This is a genomic window from Amycolatopsis sp. NPDC051903, from assembly GCF_044452505.1.
In the GTDB taxonomy this organism is placed as follows: Bacteria; Actinomycetota; Actinomycetes; order Mycobacteriales; family Pseudonocardiaceae; genus Amycolatopsis.
The window spans coordinates 28893-43417 of record NZ_JBITBT010000018.1 but is presented as its reverse complement, the minus strand read 5'-3'; the positions used below and the strand labels follow the sequence as shown (position 1 = coordinate 43417).

Annotated in this window: 11 protein-coding genes; 4 read left to right on the top strand and 7 right to left on the bottom strand. The window is 71.8% G+C overall.

Features of this window, described 5'->3' with window-relative positions; genetic code table 11:
* Positions 1 to 85: 85 nt before the first annotated feature.
* From ACIA77_RS30445 to ACIA77_RS30415, 7 genes are all read right to left on the bottom strand, one after another.
* Complete coding sequence (locus ACIA77_RS30445) at positions 86 to 1048, bottom strand: amidohydrolase family protein (protein WP_395889438.1); 963 nt, start codon at positions 1046 to 1048, stop codon at positions 86 to 88.
* Positions 1045 to 2220, bottom strand: a complete 1176-nt coding sequence (locus ACIA77_RS30440; protein WP_395889437.1) for an NAD(P)/FAD-dependent oxidoreductase — start codon at positions 2218 to 2220, stop codon at positions 1045 to 1047. The genes ACIA77_RS30445 and ACIA77_RS30440 overlap by 4 nt, the downstream gene beginning before the upstream one ends.
* The gene (locus tag ACIA77_RS30435) at positions 2217 to 2420 is read right to left on the bottom strand and encodes a ferredoxin (RefSeq protein ID WP_395889436.1); all 204 of its coding nucleotides are present in this window, start codon (positions 2418 to 2420) and stop codon (positions 2217 to 2219) included. Before ACIA77_RS30435 ends, ACIA77_RS30440 begins: the two co-directional genes overlap by 4 nt.
* A gap of 12 nt (positions 2421 to 2432) precedes the next feature.
* Positions 2433 to 3614 carry a cytochrome P450 gene (locus ACIA77_RS30430; protein ID WP_395889435.1) on the bottom strand — a complete coding sequence of 394 codons (1182 nt, stop codon included), beginning with the start codon at positions 3612 to 3614 and terminating at the stop codon, positions 2433 to 2435.
* Between the two features lie 85 nt (positions 3615 to 3699).
* Positions 3700 to 4608, bottom strand: coding sequence for a fumarylacetoacetate hydrolase family protein (locus ACIA77_RS30425; protein WP_395889434.1), 909 nt, complete (start codon positions 4606 to 4608; stop codon positions 3700 to 3702).
* 22 nt (positions 4609 to 4630) lie between these two features.
* Complete coding sequence (locus ACIA77_RS30420) at positions 4631 to 5821, bottom strand: FAD-dependent monooxygenase (RefSeq protein ID WP_395889433.1); 1191 nt, start codon at positions 5819 to 5821, stop codon at positions 4631 to 4633.
* A gap of 4 nt (positions 5822 to 5825) precedes the next feature.
* Positions 5826 to 6878 (bottom strand): cupin domain-containing protein, encoded by a 1053-nt coding sequence (locus ACIA77_RS30415; RefSeq protein ID WP_395889432.1) that lies wholly within the window; start codon positions 6876 to 6878, stop codon positions 5826 to 5828.
* Between the two features lie 192 nt (positions 6879 to 7070).
* Between ACIA77_RS30415 and ACIA77_RS30410 the strand changes: the two genes are divergently transcribed.
* The 4 genes from ACIA77_RS30410 to ACIA77_RS30395 all read left to right on the top strand — a co-directional run bounded on the left by ACIA77_RS30410 (position 7071) and on the right by ACIA77_RS30395 (position 14310).
* Positions 7071 to 8000: a MarR family winged helix-turn-helix transcriptional regulator gene (locus ACIA77_RS30410; protein WP_395889431.1), complete on the top strand. Its 930-nt coding sequence runs from the start codon at positions 7071 to 7073 to the stop codon at positions 7998 to 8000.
* A gap of 425 nt (positions 8001 to 8425) precedes the next feature.
* Positions 8426 to 11137 (top strand): alkaline phosphatase family protein, encoded by a 2712-nt coding sequence (locus tag ACIA77_RS30405; RefSeq protein ID WP_395889430.1) that lies wholly within the window; start codon positions 8426 to 8428, stop codon positions 11135 to 11137.
* 121 nt (positions 11138 to 11258) lie between these two features.
* Positions 11259 to 12563 (top strand): PucR family transcriptional regulator, encoded by a 1305-nt coding sequence (locus tag ACIA77_RS30400; protein ID WP_395889429.1) that lies wholly within the window; start codon positions 11259 to 11261, stop codon positions 12561 to 12563.
* Positions 12564 to 12933: 370 nt separating this feature from the next.
* Complete coding sequence (locus tag ACIA77_RS30395; protein ID WP_395889428.1) at positions 12934 to 14310, top strand: amidase; 1377 nt, start codon at positions 12934 to 12936, stop codon at positions 14308 to 14310.
* The last annotated feature ends 215 nt before the right edge of the window (positions 14311 to 14525 follow it).

Genomic DNA, 14525 nt, shown 5'->3' with positions numbered 1-14525 from the left:
AAGGGGGATTCACCCACCCGGCGAATGATGTGTGTTCGTAGGGTACGCCGCGCCCGCGCGCAGGGACATAGTTTTTTCGTTGCCGTTACGAGGAAAAGTGCGCCTTCGCCGCGCCGGCCACTCGCGGTAGCAGGACCAGTGCGTTGTCGCGGTTGATCCCGTCGCGCTGGGCCGGGGTCAGCGGGTAGGCGTCCAGCTGCGCGGTGAAGTACTGGGAGTTGTCGCCGCGGGCGTAGGGCCAGTCGCTGCCGTAGAGCACGCGGTCCGGACCGGCGAAGGCGAGCAGGCTCGGCAGGGTGTCCGCGTTGGCGGACAACGCCGTGTCGAAGTAGAACGTGCGCAGGTCGCGCAGGAAGTTCTCGCGCGTGACGACGTGTCCCGCCGCGCCTTCGGTGAGGCTGGCCATGCGGTGCGCCGCGTACGGGACGAACCCGCCGGCGTGCGAGAGGATCATCCGCAGCCGGGGAAACCGGGCCACCACGCCGTGGCGCACCAGGTTGAGCGCCGCGCGGGTCGTGTCCAGCAGGAAGTCTGCGGCGAAGGGCGGCACGCCGGGCACGGCGGGGCCGGGCGGCGCGGTCGGGTGGACGAACACCACCGCCGCCCGCCGGTCCAGTTCGGCCATCAGCGGGTCGAACGCCGGGTCGCCGAGGTACGTGCCGTCCACATTGGCCAGCAGGATCACGCCGTCGGCGTGCAGCTCGTCGAAGGCGTAGGTCACCTCGGCGAGCGAACCGTCCACATCGGGCAGTGGCACCGAGGCGAAGAACCCGAAGCGGCCGGGGTGGTCGCGGACCAGGCCGGCGGAGAACTCGTTGACCTGCCGCGCCAGTTTCCGCGTGTCGTCGGCGCTGTCGCCCAGGTGCACGCCGGGCCGCCCGACGGACACGACGGCTGTCGCGATGCCGAGTTCGTCGAGCAGCTCGAGCGCGGCGGCCGGGCTCCACGCCGGCGTGGCCTGCCCGCCGAAGTAGCCACTCGCGCTCAGCGCGTCCGCCCACATCGGAGGGACGACGTGGTGGTGGGTGTCGATCCGGCCGGTGGTCATGTCAGCACCTTTCCTTCCGTGCTTTGCCCTTCCCCGGCCGGGGCACCTAGCCTGCCGCGGGCCCGGGTGAACCCGCGGGGGCTGTTCCAGCCGAGGACGCCGGTGACGCGGCCGCCGGCCGCGTGGGCCGCGACGAACTTCCCGTCGGCCACCGCGCCGTCGACCACCATCAGCTCACCGTCGGCGAAGGTGCCGGCGGCCTGGATCCGGACGTCGCCGGCGTCGGTCCAGAAGAAGTGCGACGGCGCGAACGGCTCGTCGTGCCCGAGCAGGTTCAGCGCGGCGCGCCGGCCCTGCTCGGTGGCGTTCATGCGGTGCTCGAACCGCCGGTGGGCGCCCGTTGCCGGGTCGGGGTTGCACGCCACGTCACCCGCCGCGTAGACGCGATCCGCGGCGCGGCAGAACGCGTCGCAGCGCACTCCGCCACGCAAGTCCAGCCCGGAGCCGGCCAGCCACTCCGTGGCCGGTTCGGCGCCGACCGCCGCGACCACGAGATCCGCCGCGAGCGTCGTGCCGTCGGCCAGCGCCACCGTCCCGGCGTCCGCGGCCGTCACCCCGACACCCAGCCGGAACACCACGCCGTTCTCCTCGCCCGCCGCGCGCACGAGCTCGCCGAGTGCGGGCCCGAACTGCCGGATCATGGGACTGGGCAACGGATCGACGACGGTGACCGCCGAGCCGAGCGACCGCGCGGCCGCGGCGATCTCGATGCCGAGGAACCCCGCCCCCACCACGACGGTGTGCCGCGCCGAGGACAGCCGCTCCCGCAGGGCCAGCGCGTCCTCGACGGTGCGCAGGTAGCACGCGCCCGCCCCGGGCAGCCGCCGCGGCCGCACCCCGGTGGCGATGACGAGCCCGTCGAACTCGACCGTGGTCCCGTCGTCGAGCCGGACCCGGCGCGCGGGCCGATCCAGTCCCGTCGCCTGCCGGCCGAGCCGGAGATCCAGCCCGAGCTCGGCGTAGCTGCCGGGCGGGCGCAGTGCGAGCCGGTCCGGCTCCCAGGAACCGAGCAGGACCTGTTTCGACAGCGGCGGCCGGTCGTACGGTGCGTGGGATTCCGCGCCGATCAGGGTGATCCGGCCGGCGAAACCGTGCTCCCGCAACGTCTCCGCCGCGGTGAGCCCGGCCGCGCCCGCACCCACGACCACCACCGCGCGCACGTCCGCGCTCACCCGCCCGACGCGCCCAGCCGGATCGCCCGCGCGGGGCAGATCCGCTCGGCGCTGCGCACCGCGTCCTCTTCGGACGAAGGCACGTCGCTCACGCGGAGCACGACGATCCCGTCGTCCTCGCGCTGGTCGAACACCGCGTCGGACAACAGCACGCACTGCCCGGACGCGATGCACTTGTCGGCTTCCACTTCGACCTTCATGCGCTGGCTCCGTTACCACTCGACGGGCATCGCGAAGAGCCCGTAGAACACGTTGTTCGTCTTGAACGGCAGTTCGCTCACCGGCGCCGCGAGCCGCAGGCCCGGCAGGCGCCGCAGCAGCGTGGGGTACACGACCTGCAGCTCGACGCGGGCCAGCGGCTGCCCGAGGCATTGGTGCACCCCGTAGCCGAAGGTGAGGTGGTGCCGCGCGGACCGGGACAGGTCGAGTTCGTCGGGGTTGCCGCCGAACGCCTCCGGGTCGCGGTTGGCCGAGTCGTTGGCCGCGACCACCCCCTCGCCCTTGCGGATCAGCGTGCCCGCGACCTCGACGTCCTCGAGCGCGACGCGCCGCCGGCCGTAGTGCGTGATCGTCAGGTAGCGCAGCAGCTCCTCGACCGCGTTCGCCACCGCCGCCGGCGAAGTGCCGGCCTTCAGCGCGGCGAGCTGGGCGGGGTTCTGGAGCAGCGCGAGCGTGCCGAGCGCGATCATGTTGGCGGTCGTCTCGTGCCCGGCGCGCAGCAGGAGGTTGAGCATGTTGATCAGCTCGTCGCGGCTCAGCCCGCCCTGGCGCTCGATCTCGAGCAGGTGGCTGATCACGTCGGGCGCGGGCTCGGCGGATTTGCGCTCGACCAGCTCGCCGAGGTACGCGCGGATCGTGGCGAAGGCCTCGAGCGCGTCGTCCGCGCTGGTCTCGCCCGAGATGAGCAATCCACTCTGGCGCTGGAAGAACTCGTGGTCCTCGTACGGAACCCCGAGCAGCTCGGAGATCACGCCCGACGTCACCGGCAGCGCGAACCCGGTGACCAGGTCGGCGGGCCGCGGGCCGGCGGTGAACGCGTCGAGCAGCTCGTCGACGTGCCGCTGGATGCGCGGCCGCAGCGCTTCCACCCGCTTGATCATGAAGTCCCGGGTGAGCATCCGGCGGTGCGTGGCGTGCTCGGGGTCGTCCATGTTCAGGAACGTGGGGTGCTTCTGCCGGGTCACGGAAACGCCCGCGCTGTGGCTCGGGAAGCCCGGGTTGGTCATGTCCGCGCTGAACCGCGGGTCGGCCAGCACCTCGCGGACGTCGTCGTAGCGGGTGACCAGCCAGGCGATCTTGCCGTCCCACAACCGCACGCGGGAGATCGGCTGCTCGGCGCGCAGCGCGCGGAACTCGGCCGGCGGGTCGAACGGGCAGCCCGGCGGCCGGGACATCGGGTACTCGGGGATCGGCTGCCCGGAAATCTGTGTGGTAGTGATGGCGCACCTCCGACTGGCTTGAGCGGCCGGGAAAAGCGGATCAGCGATCCGCGCGGACGGGAGTGAGCTCGGCGGGCGGCACCGGGCCAGCCCCCGCGCCCAGGGTCGGGCAGGCGACCGCGCCGGCGGCGCTGACGCCGACGGTCAGCTCGCCGACCCGCGTCACGGCCGCGGTCACCGAGTCGCCGTCGTGGATCGCGCCGACACCCGCGGGGGTGCCGGTGCTGATGACGTCACCCGGGTGCAGCGTCATCACCGACGAGACGTATTCGACGAGAGCGGGCACGTCCCAGATGAGGTCGCGGATGTCGGCGTCCTGGCGACGGGTGCCGTTCACCGAGCAGGTCAGCCGGAGTGTCTCCAGTGGACCGACCTCCTCCGGTGTCACCAGCCACGGCCCCATCGGCGTGAAGGTGTCGAACGACTTGCGGGTGGAGCGATCCTCCCCGCCGCGCATGGTGATGTCGAGCAGGCACGTGTAGCCGAACACGTGGGACAGGGCGTCGGCCGCGGGCACGTCGCGGGCGGTGCGGCCGATCACCAGCGCCAGCTCGCCCTCCTGGTCGAACCGGCGGTCGGTGTAGGGCAGGCGGATCACGTCACCGGCACCGATCAGTGACGAGGGCGCCTTGAGGAACACCCCGAGCGAGCCGACGTGCACGCTCTGGCTCATCTCGGCCTGGTGGTCCACGTAGTTCACCGGCGCGGCCACGATCTTGGTCGGATCCGGCACCGGCGGCAGCACGCGGACCTCGTCGAGCGGGACGCCGGGGCCGTCGGTGAGGGCGGCGTCCAGCGCCGCGTCCCCGGACGCCGCGATGAGGCGCCGTATCGGGCTGAGCCCGGCCGGTCCGGCGAGGCGTTCCGGTGCGACTTCGCGCACCACGCCATCGGCGACGACGCCGACCCGGTCGAGGCCGTCGCGGGCCCGGTAACTGAGCAACTTCATGGTCGGCTCCTCGGTGTCGTGCTCAGGACGAAAGTACGGTGGATTCCGCCGCGTACAACCAGTCCAGCTCGCTGTAGTCGTCCGGGCGCCGGCCGCGCAGGTACCGGTCGCGCAGCCCGAGCGTGACCGGGTCGCCGGTGTGCCAGACCTGCCCCCACAGCCGCGCCCGCGTCTGGCACAACCCCGCGCGGGGGACGCGCACGGAGTCGTAGGACTTCACGGCCTTCCCCATGTCGGTGCCACTCCCCCGGACCGCTTCGCCGAGCGCCAGAGCGTCCTCGAGCGCCTGGCACGCCCCCTGGCCGAGGTACTGCAGCATCGGGTGCGCCGCGTCGCCGAGCAGCACGGCCCGGCCGTGCACCCACGTGGCCAGCGGGTCGCGGTCGTAGATCGGCCAGCAGCGGCCGGTCTCGATGCGGGAGACGTGCCGCTGCACTTGCTCGCACGCCTCGCCGAACCGGCCGAACAGCTCCTCGACCGGCCCCACCGGCTCGTCGCCGCGGCGGAAGCTGTCACTGCGGAACACGGCGACCTGGTTGTACAGCTCGCCGCGGCGCACGGGGTATTGGATGAGGTGCAGCCCGGGTCCGACCCACAGCACCACATCGTCGTTGCTGACCTCGGTCCGCACCTCGCTCATGGGCAGCGCGCCGCGGTAGGCGACGAACCCGCTCGGCACCGGCTGGTCGGCGGAGACCAGCCCGCGCACCACGGAGTGCAGCCCGTCTGCGCCGACGAGCAGCTCGGTCCGGTAGGTGGCGCCGTCCGCGCAGCGCACGCCGGCGCCGTCCTCGTCGGCCCACACCTCGGCGACGGTCCGGTTGTTCTCCAGTCGCACCAACGGTTCCGCCCGGCAGGCTCCGACCAGAATGGACAGCAGATCACTGCGGTGCACCACCACGTACGGGTAGCCGTAGCGCTCGCGGAAGGCACCGCCGAGGTCGAGCGTGGTGAGCGGGTCTGCGGTGATCGCGTGCCGCATCACGCCGTGGCGCGGCAGCACGGCGACCTCCAGCAGTTCGGTGAGCAGGCCGAGCCGGTCGAGCATCCGGATCGCGTTCGGCCCGAACTGCAGGCCCGCGCCGATCTCGGTGAACTCGGCCGCGCGTTCGAGCACGTGCACCTCGCGCCCGGCGCGGGCCACGGACAGCGCCGCGGCCAGCCCGCCGATCCCGCCACCGACGATCAACGTGGGCAGGGGCGTCGTCGCCATGCGCTCAGCACTCCCGTTCGCGGTAGAGGCCCAGTTTGTCCAGCACGGGTGCGTCGCTGACGCTGAACACGTCCAGGGTCTCCCCGGCGACGAGGCCGTAGGGAGCCCACGACGGCACCGCGAAGACGTCACCCGGTGCGAGCGCGAAGCGCTGGTCACCGATCAGCACCTCGCCGGCGCCGGCCAGCACGGCCCCGATCCGGGACCCGGTCTGCCGGGTCGTGCGGCTGCGGCTGCCGGCGCGCACGCGCCGCATCTCGCAGCGCATGGTGGGCATGACGTCGGCGCCGGTCTGCGGATTGGTGTAGCGGATCTGCGCCTCCGTCCCGCCGGTGGCGGCCAGCTGTGCCGCGAGCGCCCGGTCGGTGTCGGCCCGCCGGTAAACCAGCAGCGGCGAATGCGCGGCCTCGTGCCGGGCCTTGCCGAGCCCACCGGGCACGAGGCCGGGACCCGCGCCCCAGAGCCGTTCGGCGGCCGAATCCGGATCGCTGCGCAGGCCGCCCTCGGTGTCGGCGCCTTCCTCGAAGAACACCGCGTCGAGCGCGGCCACGACCGGCAAGTCGAGCACGTCCAGCCACATCATCGGCTCGGCGCCGGGGTTGTGGTGCTCGTGGAAGGTCAGGCTCGGGGTGAGCACGAGGTCGCCCGTCGCCATGCGCAACGGGTCGCCGTCGACGAGCGTCCAGGCACCTTCGCCGGCGAGGACGAACCGCAGTGCCGCCGGGGTGTGCCGGTGCGCGGGCGCCCGCTCCCCCGCACCCAGGTACTGCATCCCGGCCCACATGGTGGAGGTCGCGTACGGCGCACCGCCGAGACCGGGGTTCGCGCAGGCCAGCACCCGGCGGTCGCCGCCCCGGTCGATACCGACCAGGTCGCCGCTGCGAGCCGCTAGCGTGCTCAGCGCTTCGGCCCGCCACCGGTACGGGACGGTCCGGGGTACCGGCTCCGGCGTCAGCAGGCCGGAGAGCTTCCACAACGGCTGGAGATCGGCTGCCGCCACGTCGCCGTACAGCTGGTCCAGCCGGCTGTCCTGATCGGTGAAGCGAGATGTCGCCATGGGGGTTTCCCTCCGCATGCCACGATACAGGCTAAATTACTCCGTGTACGTACTATCTGGTCGACGCTAGACGCTGGTTTCCCAGCAGTCAAGGGGATCTGTGGACGATCCGACCCGGCGGAAAGGTCAAGATGGTACGGATACTGCCTATCTCGGTCCGCTACAGTGAACCGGTCAAGAAGGGGACTCCACGTGCGAGACACCGCCATCGGCAGCAGCCCGCCGCCCCGCGCGCCGGGCCCGGTCACCCTCGCCCTGCCGCCCGACACGACGGCCGGGCACCTCATCCGCCGCGCCCAGCAGGTGCACACCGCGCTGTGGTCGGCCGAGGTCGGCGTCGAAGTCACCGGCCCCCAGTACGCGATCCTGAGCGCGCTGAGCCGGCGGTCGGGGGTCGACCAGGTCACCGCGGGCCGCGCGGCCTCGCTGGACAAGTCGACCACGGCCGACATCGTCGACCGGCTGCGGCGCAAGGCCTGGATCCGCCGCGACCGCGACGCCGGCGACGGCCGCCGGTACTTGCTGTCGCTGACTCCCTCGGCCAAGGAAATGCTGCCCGGCCTCACCGCCCGGGTCGAGGCCGTGCAAGACCGGCTCCTGCGGCCACTGGGCCCGAACCTGCGGCGCAGCTTCGGCAGACTGCTGGGCCAGGTGGCCTATCAGGGACCGGTGCCCACGGCGGGCAAGGACGAGGACGAAGACGTCGAGGTGCTGCGGCTCGGCTCCACGCCCGGTCACCTCATCCGGCGGGCCGAGCAAGTGCACGGCGCGCTGTGGAGCCGGCACGTCGGCACCCGGCTCACCCCGTCGCAGTACGCGCTGCTGTGCAGCCTGGTCTGGCGCCCGGCGATCGACCAGACGGCCGCCGGCGAGATGGCCTCACTCGACAAGTCCAGTGCCGCGGACATCGTGGCCCGCTTGCGGCGACGAGGGTGGCTGCTCGACACCCGCGACGAAGCCGACCGGCGCCGCAAGCTCCTGGTGCTCACCGACCTCGCGCGCGAAACGCTCGCCGAGGTGACGCCCGCGGTGCAGACCGTTCAGCGCGAACTGGTGGCCCCGCTGCCGCCCGCCGAACAGGACAAGCTGATCAGCCTGCTGCGGCGCGTCGCGTATCGATGACCGTCCGGTGAGGACGGTGGCGGTCGAGGTCCGCCGTCGGCGACACCGGTTGTTCTTCCACCGCACCAGGTAATCGCCGGGTTAACCGGGTAAGCTCCGAGTTAAACGCCTGGTCGCCCGGAAATCCGTCGACGCACTGGCGGTGCCGGCACTGCGGCTCCACTATGGACACCGAACCCGGGTCCACGCGAGCGCCGGTCCGGCCGAAGAACTTCGGCTGTTTGACCGGATTGTTGCGTTTGCCGTCCTTGACGGTGGCGGGTACTCGTCTGGACCTGTTCCGGTGGTGGACCGTCGCCGGGTCGTAACCAGCCGGACATCCCTTCACCGCACCCGGGCAATCGCGCTTTCGGCGCCGCGCCGCCTTGGGGTTGTTGAATCGCTTCCCGGAGTTCCCTCCGAACATTCGTTCTGTGAAAGGATCGATGGTGCAAGTACAAAGACGACGATCCGCGGCGCGCAAGCGCTGGACGGTCGCCGGCTCCGCCGTGGTCATGCTCGCGGTCGGCGGCGTCGCGTCCGCCAGCGTGGCCGACGTGCCGGTCAACCCGTTCGGCACGAGCAGGCTCGGCGAGCACGTGGCCGGGCGGATCCTGACGTCGGACAACCACTGGATCTCGCCGTTCGGCACGCGCGCGGCCACGTTCTCCGCGCAGTCGATCGGCAGCGCCGTGAGCCCGGACGGCTCGAAGGTGGCGGCGCAGACCGGTGGCACCAACTCGGGCAAGCCGTCGATCACCGTCCTCGACGCCGCAAGCGGTTCGGTGCTGCAGACGTTCGGCGGTACCGGCGTCGCCGCGCCGGTGTACTCGCCGGACGGCACGGCGCTGTACGCCGCCACGACGTCCACCGTGCTGAAGTACGCGGTCGGCTCGGACGGCCTGATCACGAACCCCACCACGCCGGCGAAGCTGACACTGCCGGGCGGGTCGTTGCCGTACGGGCTGACGGTGTCGGCCGACGGCGCGAAGCTGTACCTCGCGTTGAGCGGCAGCAACAAGCTCGGCGTGGTCGACACGGCCACGAACACCCTCACGGCCCAGGTGCCGGTGGGCAACGCGCCGCAGGCCGTGACGATCGCCGGCACCACGGCGTTCGTGTCGAACCGCGGTGGCCGCACCGCCGTGGCCGGCGACACGACCAACAAGTCCGACGGCACCAACATCGTGTCCGACCCGGTGACCGGTGCTTCGACGACCGGCACGGTCGCCGTGGTGGACCTCGGGACCAACAGGGTCGTCGACACCGTCGACGTCGGTCTCCAGCCGACGTCGCTGACGCAGCACGACGGCGCCGTGTTCGTGACCAACACCAACAGCGACACCGTCTCGGTCATCGACGCGGCCACGCACGAGGTGACGCAGACCGTCGACGTGGAGCCGCTGCCCGGCGTCCAGGTCGGCTCGTCGCCGAACTCGATCGCGTTCACCGACGCGACGCACATGCTGGTGAGCGTCGGGCGCGACAACGCGATCGCGCAGTTCGAATACGACGGCGCCCGCAAGCCCGTGAAGTACCAGGGCCTGATCCCCACCGACTGGTACCCCAACGAGGTGCAGTTCGACGCCGAGCTGGGCAAGGTCGTCGTCAGCAACCAGCAGGGCGTCGGCACCGACGGCGCGCCGCAGACCTACGCCTACAAGGGCACGCTGACCTCCTTCGCCCCGCCTGCCCCCGCGCAGCTCGCCGACACGACCCGGCAGGTGTTCAGCAACAACGCCTGGGACCGCGGGGAGCAGGCGCAGAACGACTTGCCGGACGGCAACGACCAGGGCAAGCTGACGGCGATCCCGCGGGTACGGGGCGATTCGTCGCCGATCAAGCACGTGTTCCTGATCATCAAGGAGAACCGGACCTACGACCAGATCCTCGGCGATCTGGGCAAGGGCAACGGCGACCCGTCGCGGACCAACTTCGGCGCGGCGGTCACGCCGAACGAGCACAGCCTGGCCGACACGTTCACGACGTTCGACAACTTCTACGACAACGGCATGCTGTCGGCGGACGGGCACAACTGGCTGACGCAGGCCGAGCCCAACGACTACCTGGCCCAGAACGCGGCCAGCGCCTGGGCCCGGAGCTACCCCTACAACGCACGGGACGCGCTGGCCTACCAGCGTGACGGGTTCATCTGGGACGCCGCCGCGCGCGCCGGCAAGCAGGCGCGCAACTACGGCGAGTACGAGGCCATCGCGAGCGGCACCCCCGGCTCGTGGCAGCAGTACTACGCGGACTCGCAGATCCTCGAGGGCAAGGCCACCGGCACCCTCCCGGTGGCGATGGACGCGTACAAGTCGTACTCCGACGTGCCGTCGAACAACGCCATCAGCAACCCGGAATTCCCGCAGTTCAACCTGGCCATCCCCGACCAGTACAAGGTCGACGTCTGGGAGCAGGACTTCAAGAAGGCCGAGCAGACCGGTGAGCTGCCGGCGCTGACGACGATGTCACTGCCCAACGACCACACCGGTGGACCCGCGACCCCGCGGGCGCAGGTCGCCGACAACGACCTGGCTGTCGGCCGGATGATCTCCGACATTTCGCACAGCCGGTTCTGGAAGGATTCGGCCGTGTTCGTGGTCGAGGACGACACCCAGGCCGGTACCGACCACGTCGACGGGCACCGCGCGCCGTTCTTCATCGCCAGCCCGTACGCCCAGCGCGGCGTCGTGAACAGCGAGTACTTCACGCAGGTCAACGCGGTGAAGACGATCGAGCAGATCCTCGGGATGCAGCCGCTGAACCAGGAGGACCGCGCCGCGACGCCGATGTTCAGCGCGTTCACCGACAAGCCGGACTTCACCCCGTACACCACGGCGGCCAACCAGATCCCGCTCACCGAAGGCGTGAGCAACCTGATCCCGGTGACTCCGGCGCCGGCTCAGGCGAGCGCGGCTCCCGCCGTGCCCGCCGGCCAGCAGCAGACGGCCGAGGCCTGGGCCCAGTGGCACCAGGACGAGGCGCTGCCGAAGCTGACCGGTGCGAACGCTCAGGTCGACGGGGTCAACCAGCCGCAGCTGGGCCGGTACGACTGGTACACCTCGACCGGGTGGACCAAGCCGTTCCCCGGTGACGGCAAGATCCTGCGGCCCGACGAGGTACCCGGCCGCTACCTGTTCAACGAAGACAACCAGTAACACCCCGCGGTGACCGAGTGTCGGCCGGGGCCCGCTGGTGGGCCCCGGCTGACACTTCTGCGCGTTACGAGACGGCCGGGCGATCTTCGCCGGCCGACGGAGAAAGGGGAACAAACCCATCGTGTGCGGTTCTTCTGGTGAGGCGGACGAACCGATTCCCGCAGCGAGATCCGGCGCGGGGCGCCGGACGCATCCCGAGCTGTCGCGGCTGGCGAACCGCCTGGCCGGGCAGGCCGATCCGTTGGCGCGGCGGCTGGCGGCTGTGTTCCGCGAAGAGATCCCGTTCTACCGGCCCGCGTCAGCGGACCCGGAGCAGCAAGTGCTGAACTCCCTGCGCGTCAACCTGCGCAGCGTCTTCCTCGCGCTCGGCATCGGGCGCTTACCGGATACGGGCGCGGCCTACGCCACGGGTGAAGCCCGGGCCCGGGCCGACGTCCCGCTGGCCGCGGTTCTGCAGGCGTCGCTGCTGAGCACGCGCTTCATCTGGCAGGCCCTGGTGGACGAGAACCGCGCCGGCGGCGCCGTGCCGGATGGCGAGCTGCTCGACGCGGGAGCGGCCGTGTGGGAGGTCGTGCACCACGTCACCCAGGCGGCGGTCGAGGGGTACCGGGAACACCAGGCAACCCGGATCCTCGCCCGTGAGCACGAACGCTCGGCGCTGCTGCGGGCGTTGCTGGAGGGCCGGCTGACGTGGCCGATCACGCCGCGGGAAGCGGCCGAGATCCTCGGTGTCGGCCTCCAGGGGAGCTACGTGGTCGTGGCCGCCGGACTGGCCCAGCCCGGCCGGCGGAGCCTGCCCGGGATCGACGCCACGCTGGCGTCGCTCGGAATCCGGTCGGCGTGGCTGGTCCTGCCCGAAGTGCAGGCCGGCATCGTCGCGGTGCCGGACGAAGCCCGCCGGCGCGAACTGGTCGACGCGCTGCGGGCCGAGGCGACCGGGCCGATCGGGGTGTCACCGCCGTTCGACGATCCGGCCGCGGCCGCGCCCGCGTTGCAGCTCGCCAACGTGGCCCTCGCCGCCACTCTCCGGGAGCGCGGGCTGGTCACCGTCTTCGACGACGACGCGTTCGCCGTGACCGCCGTCGCGGCGGCCCCGGTCACGGGCCGGGCCGCCGACCGGGTGCTCGCCGGCCTCGACGCCGCCCGGCCCGAGGAGCAGGACCTGCTGCTGCGCACCTTCCTGGCCTGGGTCGCCCACGACGGCCAGGTGGCGCGGACGGCCGAGGAGCTGTCCTGCCACGCCAACACGATCCGGCGCCGGCTGCGCCGGTTCGAGAGCTACACCGGCAAGAGCCTGGCGAAGCCCCGGGATCTCGCGGAACTCTGCCTCGCCGTCGAAGTCCGCATCCGGCGTGCTCCCGCTGCAGGCGGCCACGCTCAGCCGACGACGCCACCGGCCGGCACCGTCGACCGGCTCATCGGATAGGTCCGGCGGTGTCAGGTGTTCCCGGCCGCCTGACACCGCCGTGGTGGTCCGGACGGCTGGGCGTTCTCGCCGGCGGTAACTTCCGCCGAGGGCGCGGACGGATCGGACGAAGCGGCCCGGGCCGGCGGCGCAAGACCCAAGTGCCGCAACGGGTTCTCGGCCGGATGGCGGACAGGGTGGCACTGGTTCACCGGCCCGGCACGGTGGACAACGCGCGCAAGTCGGTCAACAGCCCGGCACTTCGGTGGTGCCGGCCACGTGATCCTTGCGGCCGTGCATCTTTTCCCCCTGTGGCGCAGGATGGGGGCATGCTTTCGTATCCGATGTGGTGCCCGCGCAGGATGACCGTCGAGATCCCGGGGGTGCGGGCGTGACCGAACCGACGACGGCCGGAAACCGGCTGCGGGGCTACGTGTCGCACGGCGGGCAGTTGCGGTCCGGTGAGCTCAGCCCGCGCACGTACCTGGAAGAGACCCTGACCCGCATCACCGAACTCGACGGCGCGGTGGGCGCCTTCGTCGTCGTCAACCGCGAGGGCGCCCGGCGGGCCGCGGACGAGTCGGCGAAGCGCTGGGCCGCCGGGAAACCGCTGTCGCCGATCGACGGCATGCCGGTGGCGATCAAAGACATCATCGAAACCGCCGACATGCCGACCGGTCAGGGCTCGCCGCTGTGGGAGGGCACCGAAGGCAAGCGCGACTCCGCGAGCGTGCACGCGTTGCGGGAGGCCGGCGCCGTCGTCCTCGGCAAGACCACCACGACCGAATTCGCCTCGAAGCACCCGTGGCACGAGACCACGAATCCGCACGATCCGACGCGCACACCGGGCGGCTCGTCCAGCGGCACGGCGGCCGCGGTCGGCGCCGGCATGGTGCCGGCCGGCCTCGGCACCCAGGTGATGGGCTCGATCCTGCGGCCGGCGAGTTTCTGCGGCGCGGTGGGCTTCAAGCCGAGTGTCGGCGCGATCAACCGGAGCGGTTCGCACGACCACTTCAGCCAGAGCTGCCAGGGCTCGATCGGCGCGACGCTGGCCGACACGTGGGCGGTGCTGCGCGCCATCGCCGACCGCGCCGGCGGCGATCCGGGCTTCGCGGGCCTGGCCGGCGAAGTGGACTTCACCCGGCGCACCAAGCCGGTGAAGCTCGCGGTCCTCGAGACCGCCGGGTGGAGCGCGACGACCGAAGGCGCACGCCGGGCGTTCGCCACGCTGAAGCAACGCCTTCAGGACCACGGCATCGAGGTCGTGGGCCGCGCGGACGACGACCGGATCGAGACCGTCGAGCACGCGGTCGCCGACGCGCCGGCGCTGACCACGGCGATCCTCGCGTGGGAAGGTCGCTGGCCGCTCAACACCTACGCGGACCTGGACGCGAGCAAGCTCAGCCTCGACGCGCGCGACCGCCTGAAGGTCGCCGAAGCGATGACACAGGAGGAATTCGGCGAGCTCCTGACCCGGCGCGCCGCGGCCCGCGCGACCTACGAGAACGCCGCGACGCACTATGACGCGATGATCACCCTCGGCGCCTGCGGCGCCGCACCACTCGGCCTCGACTCGACCGGCAACGTCGCCATGAACGTGACCGCGTCCTTGCTCGGCTGCCCCGCCGTGACCATCCCCGCCCTGTCCGACGAGGACCTACCCCTGGGCCTGCAACTCCTGGGCCGCACCAACCACGACGCCGCGCTGTTCGACGTCGCGACGTGGCTCACGGGTGAGGCGCTGGACCGGCCCGACCTGGTGGGGTGATCCCGGGGCCCGCCGTGGTTCCGCGCTCGGTGAGAACGACTGCCGGGCGCGGAGCACCGCGTCGTCGACATCCCTGCCACCGTCGCCGCGGGCAAACCACAGCTGTGCCGTACCGGACCTCCTGACCGCAGGCTGTCGGCCCGCTGATCTACTGTCAGGGCAGTTCAGCGGGCCTTGGTGCCTCGAACCGCGTGACCGGAGGAGTCGATGCTGGG